The following is an 11,550-nucleotide window of genomic DNA, read 5'->3' on the forward strand; positions in this document are numbered from 1 at the left end:
TCGACCTGAACTTATCCACCGTGCGTTTGTTGATTTTATCAGTACGCGCCTGCACCCGTTTTGGTCATTAAACGTGCCCAAGTTGCGGCTTATAGCACGCCGTATACTTAGTGATGAATTGATAGCGCTACAATTTGAGCCTAACCGTGCCTTTAAACAGCAGGCTTTTAGTTCAAGTCATCGCTCAGGTCATAGTTCGCATGAAGGCTGGCATGGCGGACAGCATATTAATTTAAGCGTACTTATTGATGGTGTCTATCATCAACGTAGCTATTCATTGGTTGGTCTACCGCAGCAGCCATTATGGTGGCATGAGGACAGCGAGCAAAAACCTCATAAAAATAAGGATAACTTTAATAATAATTTAAATAATAGCTTCGATAAAAAGTCGCCAGCGCAAATTGGTACTTCTACTGTGACTATCGCTATTAAACCTCAAGGTCGGGTTTCAGACTACTTAACCAATCACGCAGTACTTGGTACTGTATTTGATAGTAGTTTACCCAGTGGTGAATTTACTCTTGCTCAGGCAAGATTAGGGCAGCAGACAAGCGAAAAGCGATCCCCTATCTCCGTACAAACCTCACTATTATTTATAGCAGGCGGTAGTGGCATTACTCCGATGCTAGGCTTTGTGACACAGGCATTAAAATATGGGCACAAAGTGACATTGTTACATTATAGTCGGATGTCACTAGGAGAAAATCTTTTACGAAAACAATGGCAGCAGTTAGCCACCATCTATCCGAATTTTACTTATCATCTTATTAATACCGAAGACCCCAGCACTTACCTAGCAGGCAGTCGTCATTTAAATGCGGCCAGCCTTCTTGCATTAATCCCATCATTAAAAGCGACATTAAGCACGCTATCAAATGTGTCATTAGCCTCTACATTGGCAGATACACAGATATTTGCCTGTGGTTCGCCAGCGTTATTGGCAGGGCTTTACCGCGCTTGCGATGACATTCATTTGCCACTCGGTAAGCAGCTGCGTGACAACATTATGACAGAAAGCTTTAGCCATACCTTATTGGACATAGATGAAACAGACGGAAAAGCAGTTACTACCGAGGAAAAAACTGTTTATTTACGTGGACGACAACGACAATTTAATAGCAGCACGACATTATTAATGGGCGCTGAGAACGCTGGTATCTGCCTGAACCACGGCTGTAGACAAGGTATCTGTCAGTTATGCCGCTGCAATAAAATTAGCGGTAGGGTCAAAAACATTCAAACAGGCAAGATAAGTAATGATGGCTATGAGTCTATCCAAACCTGCATTAATGTGCCAATGACCGATGTCGTATTAGATATTTAGCAAAATTGTCATGAAAAAAAATCTTTTCATAACCAACTATGATCCAAAGAATATTCATTCTTATGGTGTATTAAAACTTACACCAATAATTAAATCGAACCTTGCAATGATGATTTATTGATACACTTTCGGATAAGGATTATCTATGCGCTTGTTACCCCCTATATTTAAAGCTCAATCTGCGGTGTCTACTCTAACTGCGTTAACCGATGCACAATTCAAGACCACGCGATACCCGACGTTAACGGCTACACCGTTACCAAAAGCGCAGACCGAAGCCCTCGCTAATGAATTGAATGCACTATATCAAAGCGTAGTGGACTCACTAGGCAGCGATGATGCGCGTTATATTCAATGTGTTTATGGGACGGTAGTATATAGCGAGGTAATCTCACGTGCATTACTGGCAGTCGCTGGGCAATTATCATCAAAACGTAGCAAACTTGGCGTTTGGTTACTTGGCACATCCTTGCTGAGCTTTAGTAAAATCTTAAACAATATGGAGCTTGGTCATAACGTCATGCATGGTCAGTATGACTGGATGCAGCATCCACATCTTAACAGCCAAAAATTCGATTGGGATATCGTTTGTCCTGCGCCTCTATGGCAGCATTCGCATAATTATTTGCACCATACTTTTACCAATATTGTCGGCCGCGACCATGACGTCGGCTATCACTTGATTCGAGTTACTGATGAACAGCCTTGGACGCCAAGCGATCGCTATAACTTATTTAAGACGACAATATTGGCATTAGGCTTTGAATGGGCAGTCGCCTTCCACGATATTCAAATCAGTGTTGACGAATACGCAGATTCGGCGCAGCTGACGGACATAATGCAGCCAAAATCGCGCGCGCTATTTGGCAAAATCGCTAGACAAGTGGGTAAAGATTATATTGCTTTCCCTGCGGTGGCAGGTGCGTCACTAGGTTTTGGTAGGGCACTGACGACTCTAAGCGGTAATATCACTGCCAATATTGCGCGTAATCTATGGACATGGGCGGTGATATTTTGTGGTCACTTTACTGATCAGGCGCATATGTATAACCATCTTGACGCCAATGAGAGCAAAGGTGATTGGTACGTGCGTCAAATCCTCGGTTCCAGCAATATTCAGGGTTATAAATGGTTTCACCTTCTAACAGGTAATTTATCGCATCAGATTGAGCACCATATCTTTCCTGATATGCCTGCTAGGCACTATGCGAAGATTGCACCAGCCGTACAAGCCATCTGCGCTAAGTACAATTTAGCCTATAATACTGGGCACTTTAGTACGCAGTTTATGCAAGTACTCGGACGTATTCACTATTTTAGTCAACCAAGTGCCGAAGAATGGCATATTTACACACAATCGATATCAAACAGCAATAATAGCAATAACCATTCTGCCGCTAATAGCGCGACTGATACAGCACCTGCTCCTCACACAACCATATCGGATAAACATGTTAAACGCGGTTTTAGAAGGTTTCTTCCTCAGGTCGTGCGCCAAGCTATGTTTTATGCTTAATTTTTTGTACGTGATGAGATGTTGTGAGCAGCGACAGTAGATTCTTTAAGCTTGAATAGAACCTGTAAAATAAAAGCCTGCTAAAATAAGCTTGTTAAAGATATTAACATTTGCCCTATCTACTCTTACGGTAAATGACTGGATACTCAAATTAAAAAGGCTCACAATAAATAAAGTGGGATAATTTAGTAAGACAACTTAGTAAGATAGCTTAGTATGTACAAATAACTATAAAATCCAATGACGGAGAGTTTTTATGAGTAAAGAAAACGCTAAACAAGATATGACCATTGTTCACGATGCACAAGCAAAACGTTTTGAGACATCAATCGATGGTCATACTGGTTATATCAGCTATCAAGAGCGTAATGATAAATTAGTATACGATCACACCATCGTTCCTCAGGAGCTAGGTGGTCGCGGTGTCGGTTCAGCCTTGGTTAAATATGCTCTGAACTATGCTCGTGAGAATGATAAAAAGGTGGTGCCGCAATGCTCGTTTGTGGCCTCTTATATTGATAAACATCCTGAATATCAAGATTTACTATAAGCTAAGCTTATAAACTGAGTTTTATGACAAGAATTATGATATAAAAGTGAAAGCTATTAATCATTATATTATCGATATATTCTAAGCATTAACGCACCACTGCCCTCCTATTTATCTAATTTTCTTTATTGTATGTTTGCAACCAAATATATAATTAGAGGTTAGAAATAGGTGGGTTTTTTGTCCTATACTGCTTATAGGATTAACAGCAATCGTGTTGCTTATCTTATCGTTAATATCGACTTTTCTATCATCAATCACCATAAATCCATCCACCATAATAATAAAGGATATCACCATGAGTAGTTTATCTGACAAACAAGTAGATCTGCAGCTAGACGAACTGCCCGGCTGGCAACGGGATGGTCATGCTATCGTAAAAACTTATCACTTTAGCGATTTTATCGAGGCCATGAGTTTTATGAATCAAGCAGCTTTTCATGCTGAAGCACTCGAGCATCATCCTGAATGGCGCAATACATACAACGTAGTAGAGGTACGCCTGACTACTGGAGATACGGGCGGCATCACCAGTCATGATATTCGTTTAGCGAAACGTATGGAACACATTGTCCAACCTAAGCGCTTATAAAGACTTACTTAACTGAGTGTGACAAAAGTAGATTAATGACTGGTTATAAACAATCAAAAATTCCATAAATCATACTCATAAAAAAAGTCCTCAATTTGAGGACTTTTTTACCAGCCAGTTTTCTAACTGGCTAAGTTCTTTATATCACAGGTATACTTTTCTATTACATACGGCGAGTAACAAACGCGACGATAAATAGAATTACTGCTAATGCTAACAAGATATAGGCAAAGTTTGCAGATAGTCCAGCGACACCGCCAAACCCTAAGAAACTTGCTAACAATGCGATTACGGCAAAAATAATAGCCCAACGAAACATAATAATTCTCCTCAAATAATCATTGAAAAACCAGATTTTGGGACTAATACTGTAAATACTAATAAATTAGCTGGTGTTAACTTTTACAACAATAGTCTTATCAATCTAATAACTTTACTTTTTGTTTTTAATAGTACTTTTTTAATAGTACTTATAACTGCTTACAAATATAGAGTAGCAATGATTTTCATTAGAAAAGGTTGATTTTGGTAATAATGTCGATAGGTTATGTAAACTTTGTAGCAAATCTTACTATTTCTAGGTTTTTGCTTGGCTTTTCATTACTTATGTGTAGAGATAGTTAGGGTTTACTAGATATCAGCGCTTTTATGAGAAGATCTATTATTAATATAAGCATTTTATCTTACATCAGTTTTTAAAATTTTAGCTCATAAATGGCGTTGGCTGAAGAAAGAAGCACATCTACAAATTAGCATTAAAAAAAGCCAATCGTTTATTAATCTTATTTATTTGTGATAAGGATTTCACAACCGGTACGTCGCAATAAATACACCACACCAAGCATTTAATAAAAATACTTAACAAGGAAAATAACGATGAATACGGATACGTCAAAAAATACCACCTTATCAATTGATGAAAAAGAGAGCAGTAACGAAAAACGACCTTATACGGTGGTTTTATATGGAGCAACAAGTTTTGTTGGACAAATCACTGCCCATTATTTAGCGGAATTTTTATCCAATGCTAAAGATAAAAATTCTGCTGTCACTTGGGCGATAGCCGGTCGTGATGAGGAAAAACTGAATGAGTTGCAGTCTAAACTGGCAAGCAAAGTAGACATTATTATGGCTAATAGTGACGATACCACAAGCCTTGATGAGATGACCAAGCAAACGCAAGTCATTATTTCAACTGTCGGCCCTTACCTTAAATATGGTGAGCCTCTTATTAAGTCTTGTACGGATAATGGTACGGATTATGTCGACCTTACTGGCGAAGCAATATTTATCAAAGATATGATGGACAAGTATCAAGACGCAGCAAAACAAAGTGGCGCTCGTATCGTAAACTCATGTGGTTTCGATTCTATTCCGTCAGACTTAGGTGTCTACTTCACTCAAAAGCAAGCAGAAGAAAAATTTGGCGAAGCTTGCGATGTTATCCATATGCGCGTCAAAGCAGCGAAAGGTGGTCTATCAGGCGGTACAATTGCATCGATGGCAACTATCTTTGAAGAAGTCGGACAAGATAAATCTCGCCGCAAGCAAGTGGCAAACCCTTATTTGCTTAATGACGATAAAGATGCACCAAACGTGCGTCAAGATAATGTCAGCAAACCAGAATACGATAGCGAGCATAAGCGCTGGCTTGCGCCGTTTGTGATGGCAAGCATCAATACTCGTATCGTTCATCGCAGTAATCAATTGCTTGGCTATGAATATGGTCGCGACTTTAAGTATGATGAAGCGATGTGGATGAAAGATGGCGTTAAAGGTAAATTATCGAGCTACGCGATGAGTGCAGGCTTGTTAGGATTTGCTACGGCGATGATGATTAAGCCAAGCCGAGAGTTGCTCTCTAAGCACGTTTTACCTAAATCAGGCTCGGGTCCATCTAAAGAAGAGCAAGAAAACGGCTATTTCGATATTCGCCTCTTTGGACAAACCGCTAAAAAAGATACCATCAATACCAAAGTAACCGGTGACAAAGATCCTGGTTATGGCAGTACTTCACGCATGCTATCACAAGCCGCATTATGCTTAGCGCAAGATATCAGTAAAAAGGAAGTCGGTGGTGGGTTTTGGACGCCAGCCTCTGCGATGGGAGATAAGCTGCTAACACGTCTAGAGGAACATGCTGGTCTTTGTTTCGAAGTTGTGGATAGCTAGAATTAATAATCTATAGAGCAATCTATTCTTAATATTTTAACAACCGTATCTTGGCAACAAGATGCGGTTTTTTAATGCCTAATGGCGATCAAAGATGGCTCGGCTAAATTCTACGCTCCTTATACCCATCAAAAATCAAAGCTGCAAACTGGCGAAGTAACTGTCAAAAAAATGCATTTATCTGAGGTTATGATTCCTCAAACCGTTATTAATAGTAATAACTTAACAGCTAGTGATTATTCAGCAGGTGCTTGTGATTTAGGCGTTGGACAATCAAACGGTCGCTACGGTGTTTCGGGTGCATTGATTGGCAATTATGTTCCTATTGCAGCTGATGTGCCCGTCAACGTCTACATGTACAAGACTGGCAATCCAGTACGCTTGAGCATGCAACAATATGACAATCACTTTGGTGCTAAATTTTCAGCGTCTATTATGAGCGACGTAAAAGAAGCTGAAGCGCTAAACGCACAAGTCGCTATCGCTGAAAAACGCAGCTTAGAGCTGGTAGTATTCGAAACCACACCGTGTCATTCGTCCTGCTAAATACCGGGTTAAAGAAGTTATGACTACACCAGAAGATCAAATAAAACGTATCAATACTGCGGACGGTACAATTATCGTTATCGAAAAAGGCAATGATTCAACACAGTAAAAGCTCTGTTCTATATTCTGATCCGACAAGAATAATACAGTAGTTGCACAAAATCACCTACTAGCATCAGTTCGTTAGATTTTTAATCTATGCACTACATAATTAGTAGCTACTTAGTTGGTATCCTTCTGTTTAGAGTTTATAACTGATTTAGATTGGCTTATAACACTCTTTACCCAAATCGATCATGATAATCGCTTAACGGTTATCATGATTTTATTTTGCCTATAAATTACATGTTAGATATAGTAAATATATATATTCAAAATTCTAAATTAATTTGTGATATATAAAAAACACCAAATAACAGTCAAGTTTAGAACGCTTTAAACTGACATTGTAAGACTATAAATTAAGGAATTAATTCATGAAAAAACGTACTTTACCTTTATCGTTACTTATTGGTGCCGCTCTTGCTATTCCAAGTTTAGCCATGGCAGCGCCTGCTAATAGTGCACCAGTAAATGTGCAAACTGCATCTGCCGACAATACCATTGAAACTGAAGCTCAAAATGCCGATGGTGAACTAAGTGCAAACCAAAATAATCCATTTAAAATTAGTGAAACTCAAACTATTTCAAGAGCAAGTGCTAATAAAAATGCTAGCCAACAACAGATGGCTACTGAACTTCAAGCACAACCAAAAGCCATGCTATTAGAACAACAACCAAAAGCCATGCTATTAGAACAACAGCCAAAAGCCATGCTATTAGAGCAACAGCCAAAAGCCATGCTATTAGAGCAACAGCCAAAAGCCATGCTATTAGAGCAACAGCCAAAAGCCATGCTATTAGAGCAAGAAGCTTTGCTAGACTCAGAAGAAGATTCATCACAGGTCGAAGATACAGCAGCTCTATAGATGATGAGGCTAACAAAATTATTAGCTTTAATCATTTGAAGTAAAGAAGTTAAGTACGTTACCGTATTTCTAGTACACCAACTCTCAGATATATTTCAAATTAAAAAAGGCAGCCTAGTGGCTGCCTTTTTCTATTATCTAATACTTCTGACATCTCTATCAATAGAAATTATTTTTTGGTTTTAGTCACGCCAGCTTCTTTCAATAATGCACCAAGGGTACCCATTTTACTAGGAGTCTCAGCTTTCTCCGCTCGCGGTGCCTTGCTTCGGTTATTGGTATTTTCTTTGTCCTGACGGTTAGCGCGAGGCTTCGACGGGCGCTTGTCAGCTGCTGGATGGCTATTATTTGAACGGTTGCTACGTGGGCGGCTGGCTTTATCTTCATTGCTAGTGCTTGCTGCATTTGACTTCGCTGCTGCACTTGTACGTGCTGGCTTTTCGGCTTCAGGTTTCATACTAAAACCAATACGACCACGTTTTTCGTCAATAGCAATGACACGTACCGAGACGATATCACCTGGTTTGACGCGGTTCATCGGGTCTGCGACAAAGTCATTGGCCATCTGCGAAATATGTACCAAACCATCTTGATGAACACCGACGTCAACGAAGCAACCAAAGGCGGTTACGTTAGTGACTACGCCTTCCAAGGTCATGCCTTCAGTCAAATCTTTAATGCTGTTAACATCATCACGGAAATTGGCCGTCTTAAACTCAGGACGTGGATCACGGGCTGGTTTAGCAAGCTCTTCTATAATGGCTTTAACACTGATGTTATCGTCGTTAGCAGCTAGCGCCGTGGTATCGATACTATTTAACACACCATCATTACCGATGATTTCTGCCAATGCTTTGTTTGTTTGCACAAGCAAGCTATCGACCAGCGCATAGCTTTCTGGATGCACGCCTGTCGCATCAAGTGGATTACTACCACCATGTACACGTAAGAAACCGGCGGCTTGCTCAAATGTCTTAGCACCTAAACGCGGGACATTTTTTAATGACTCACGGCTATCAAAAGCGCCATGCTCTTTGCGATAAGTAACGATTTGCTGAGCAACATTACGATTCAGACCAGCGATATGCGCCAAAATAGCAGGGCTTGCGGTATTCACATCAACACCAACTGCGTTCACGCTATCCTGAGTTACTTTGTCTAGGCTATCTGCTAACTGAGTTTGATTCACGTCATGCTGATATTGACCAACGCCAATGGCTTTTGGATCAACCTTAACCAGCTCTGACAATGGATCTTGTAGACGGCGGGCAATAGAAACCGCGCCGCGTACAGAGACATCCATATTCGCAAGCTCGTCACTAGCCAGCTCACTGGCTGAGTAGACGGATGCGCCCGATTCATTCACGATAACGGCTTTGGCTTTTAGCGCATCATTTGCTGCCAAAATCTCTTTAATCATCGCATCTGTTTCGCGACTCGCCGTACCATTACCAATAGCCACTAAATCAACGTTATAAGTGCTTAGTAGCTCATCAATGACGACTTTCGCTTCATTCATCTTATTATCAGGTGCAAACGGATAGACCGTTGCGACGACAGGCTTATCTTCGCTGTCTAACATGACATGACCTTGGGCATCGACGATGGCCATTTTTACACCATGACGAATACCAGGATCGACACCTAAGATAACTTTGCGACCGGCAGGTGCTGACATTAATAAATGCTGTAAGTTATTAGCAAAAACATCAATAGCATCAGCTTCAGCGGTCAGACGTTTCTCAGTCAATAAACGATGTTCGATATGCGGACGCCATTTGTCTTTCCACAAACTAGTCGCCGCTTCTGTTAAAAACTCACGGCGCTCAGCTGGTGCTTTGGCGTCAACCTCAAAATGCTTAATAACTTTTTCGATAAAAGGTGCATCTTCGCCTTCAATCTTGAGACCCAAGACGTTTTCTTGGCGGCCACGTAGCATCGCTAATAAACGATGGTTCGGTAGACGCGCAAGGCTTTCGCTGTGTTCAAAGTAATCTTTGAACTTCTCCCCAACTTCACGTTTTTCATCACTCGCAACGCTAGAGGTGATAGTGGCTGTCTTAGCAAAACCACTACGCAAATTATCTAGTAAGTCTAGCGCTTGCGTCCATTCATCAACGATGATGGCTTGTACGCCAGCCAATTGCTTATCGATATCGCTAAAGTCGACTTCAATCTCGTTACCGCTATCATCAGAAATGCTAGATGGCGCTTGATAGTCAGCCAATGCCTCTGTTGGGGTAACCTCTTGCGTCAGCACTGCCTGAGCAGCAACGTCGAGACCAGCAGCACGCGCTTTGGCCGCTGGGGAACGGCGACGCGGACGGTAGGGCAAGTAGATGTCTTCGAGCTCAAGTTTAGACGTCGCGTTATCAATACGCGTCTGTAGCTCGTCAGTCAAATTGTCTTGTGTGCTGAGGAGTTCAGTGATTTTGAGGCGACGCGTTGCCATGTCGCGCTCATAATTAAGCGACTTCTCTAAAGCGCGCAGCTGCGCATCGTCGAGGTTTTGGGTTTTTTCTTTGCGGTAACGCGCGATAAACGGCACCGTCGCGCCTTCATCGTAAAGTTTGACAAACGCATTGACTTGAGCAGTCTTAATGCCAAGCGCGCGAGCAAGCTTGTCGTGAATATTCGCGTGTGTGGTTGCATCCAAAACCTGTGCATTTGTCGAGGTTTGAGATGGCGTTAAGGTATCAGTGCTACTCATAGACGTATCAATCGTTGAGAAATGTAGCTTTGCATTATAGCAAAAGCTGCATGAATAAAAATCCTTTTTATATTTTCGTTATTTATCACGTGTTTTATAGCAATAATCTTCTTATAAGCTTATTTCTAGCGCCTTGTTAAACAAACACATACAGCATTTATCCTTATGAGTGATGCATTTATGACTGCAATCTTATACACTAAAGTATCAATAGCATAAATATTGCTAGATGCTACTACATTGAACAAAAGCCTTTAATTTTTATAGATTTTTTTAATAATCAATGGAATGACGCTTAAATAACAACCGTTTTTTATTACGAATGTTTTTTATTGAGAGTTTCTGCTAATAATAATTTTTATAAGAGGATGCCTGTATGACCGATAATAACAGCCCTGATACCTTAACTCAGCGTATTTTAGTCGTCGATGACGATGCACGTCTGCGCTCTTTGTTACAGCGCTTCCTAGAAGATGATGGTTTTGTCGTCCGTACGGCGCACGATGGCAATCAGATGGATAAATTGCTGCAGCGTGAGCTCTTTTCTTTAGTAGTATTGGATTTGATGCTACCAGGCGAAGACGGTATCAGTATCTGTAAGCGTTTGCGAGAAGATAACGGCGATATCCCAATTATCATGCTCACCGCCAAAGGTGGCGACGCGGATCGTATCGCAGGGCTTGAAGCGGGTGCGGATGATTATCTACCGAAGCCGTTTAATCCAAAAGAGCTGTTGGCTCGTATCAAAGCCGTATTACGCCGTCAAAATCGTGAGTTACCTGGTGCGCCAAGTCACCAGCTTGAAGTGGTTGAATTTGGCCCATGGACACTTGATTTATCGACTCGTACGCTTAAACGCGATGGCAATGTTGTTACCTTAACGACTGGTGAATTTTCGGTATTAAAGGCTTTAGTGCAGCATCCACGTGAGCCATTAACTCGTGATAAATTGATGAACCTTGCCCGTGGTCGTGAATGGGGGGCGATGGAGCGCTCTATCGATGTGCAAGTATCACGTTTACGTCGCCTGATTGAGGACAATCCTTCCCAAGCACGCTATATCCAGACTGTCTGGGGTGTAGGCTATGTGTTCGTTCCTGACGAGGCAGAAGTAGAAGCTGCTAAAAGTGAGTCGCTGTAACTTAATAAATTTTCAGTCTCTCTTATAGTAC

Annotated in this window: 10 protein-coding genes; 8 read left to right on the forward strand and 2 right to left on the reverse strand. The window is 41.2% G+C overall.

The genetic code is table 11. The annotated features are described in order from the left end of the window. The 4 genes from CAN34_RS13355 to CAN34_RS13375 all read left to right on the forward strand — a co-directional run. The coding region (locus CAN34_RS13355) for a flavin reductase family protein (protein WP_121509235.1) at window positions 1–1,324 on the forward strand (1,324 nt) is incomplete at its 5' end. A 145-nt stretch (window positions 1,325–1,469) separates the two neighbouring features. Further along, the gene (locus CAN34_RS13360; RefSeq protein WP_089556060.1) at window positions 1,470–2,840 is read left to right on the forward strand and encodes an acyl-CoA desaturase; all 1,371 of its coding nucleotides are present in this window, start codon (window positions 1,470–1,472) and stop codon (window positions 2,838–2,840) included. Window positions 2,841–3,096: 256 nt separating this feature from the next. Next, window positions 3,097–3,390 carry a GNAT family N-acetyltransferase gene (locus CAN34_RS13365; protein WP_089556061.1) on the forward strand — a complete coding sequence of 98 codons (294 nt, stop codon included), beginning with the start codon at window positions 3,097–3,099 and terminating at the stop codon, window positions 3,388–3,390. Window positions 3,391–3,688: 298 nt separating this feature from the next. Further along, window positions 3,689–3,982, forward strand: coding sequence for a 4a-hydroxytetrahydrobiopterin dehydratase (locus CAN34_RS13375; protein WP_079690635.1), 294 nt, complete (start codon window positions 3,689–3,691; stop codon window positions 3,980–3,982). A gap of 163 nt (window positions 3,983–4,145) precedes the next feature. On the opposite strand, the gene CAN34_RS13380 is transcribed toward CAN34_RS13375, so the two are convergent. Continuing rightward, window positions 4,146–4,301, reverse strand: a complete 156-nt coding sequence (locus CAN34_RS13380; RefSeq protein WP_079690634.1) for a DUF1328 domain-containing protein — start codon at window positions 4,299–4,301, stop codon at window positions 4,146–4,148. Between the two features lie 557 nt (window positions 4,302–4,858). Between CAN34_RS13380 and CAN34_RS13385 the strand changes: the two genes are divergently transcribed. The 3 genes from CAN34_RS13385 (at window position 4,859) to CAN34_RS13395 (ending at window position 7,668) form a co-directional block, all read left to right on the forward strand. Continuing rightward, window positions 4,859–6,154 (forward strand): trans-acting enoyl reductase family protein, encoded by a 1,296-nt coding sequence (locus tag CAN34_RS13385; RefSeq protein ID WP_089556063.1) that lies wholly within the window; start codon window positions 4,859–4,861, stop codon window positions 6,152–6,154. An 81-nt stretch (window positions 6,155–6,235) separates the two neighbouring features. After that, window positions 6,236–6,700, forward strand: coding sequence for a hypothetical protein (locus tag CAN34_RS13390; RefSeq protein ID WP_089556064.1), 465 nt, complete (start codon window positions 6,236–6,238; stop codon window positions 6,698–6,700). 476 nt (window positions 6,701–7,176) lie between these two features. Then, window positions 7,177–7,668 (forward strand): hypothetical protein, encoded by a 492-nt coding sequence (locus tag CAN34_RS13395; protein ID WP_089556065.1) that lies wholly within the window; start codon window positions 7,177–7,179, stop codon window positions 7,666–7,668. A gap of 169 nt (window positions 7,669–7,837) precedes the next feature. Here CAN34_RS13395 and CAN34_RS13400 read toward each other — a convergent pair whose 3' ends face one another. Next, window positions 7,838–10,378 (reverse strand): Tex family protein, encoded by a 2,541-nt coding sequence (locus CAN34_RS13400; RefSeq protein ID WP_089556066.1) that lies wholly within the window; start codon window positions 10,376–10,378, stop codon window positions 7,838–7,840. Between the two features lie 376 nt (window positions 10,379–10,754). Between CAN34_RS13400 and ompR the strand changes: the two genes are divergently transcribed. Next, window positions 10,755–11,519, forward strand: a complete 765-nt coding sequence (ompR, locus tag CAN34_RS13405) for a two-component system response regulator OmpR (RefSeq protein ID WP_079690629.1) — start codon at window positions 10,755–10,757, stop codon at window positions 11,517–11,519. Window positions 11,520–11,550 lie beyond the last annotated feature (31 nt).

It is taken from the genome of Psychrobacter sp. DAB_AL32B (genome assembly GCF_002224105.1).
Classification (GTDB): domain Bacteria; phylum Pseudomonadota; class Gammaproteobacteria; order Pseudomonadales; family Moraxellaceae; genus Psychrobacter.

Excerpts from the sequence above, each read along its gene's own strand:
- CAN34_RS13375 (WP_079690635.1), top strand. The coding sequence starts at position 3,689 with ATGAGTAGTTTATCTGACAAACAAGTAGATCTGCAGCTAGACGAACTG.
- CAN34_RS13385 (WP_089556063.1), top strand. The coding sequence starts at position 4,859 with ATGAATACGGATACGTCAAAAAATACCACCTTATCAATTGATGAAAAA.
- CAN34_RS13380 (WP_079690634.1), bottom strand. The coding sequence starts at position 4,301 with ATGTTTCGTTGGGCTATTATTTTTGCCGTAATCGCATTGTTAGCAAGT.
- CAN34_RS13395 (WP_089556065.1), top strand. The coding sequence starts at position 7,177 with ATGAAAAAACGTACTTTACCTTTATCGTTACTTATTGGTGCCGCTCTT.
- CAN34_RS13360 (WP_089556060.1), top strand. The coding sequence starts at position 1,470 with ATGCGCTTGTTACCCCCTATATTTAAAGCTCAATCTGCGGTGTCTACT.
- ompR (WP_079690629.1), top strand. The coding sequence starts at position 10,755 with ATGACCGATAATAACAGCCCTGATACCTTAACTCAGCGTATTTTAGTC.
- CAN34_RS13390 (WP_089556064.1), top strand. The coding sequence starts at position 6,236 with ATGGCGATCAAAGATGGCTCGGCTAAATTCTACGCTCCTTATACCCAT.
- CAN34_RS13400 (WP_089556066.1), bottom strand. The coding sequence starts at position 10,378 with ATGAGTAGCACTGATACCTTAACGCCATCTCAAACCTCGACAAATGCA.
- CAN34_RS13365 (WP_089556061.1), top strand. The coding sequence starts at position 3,097 with ATGAGTAAAGAAAACGCTAAACAAGATATGACCATTGTTCACGATGCA.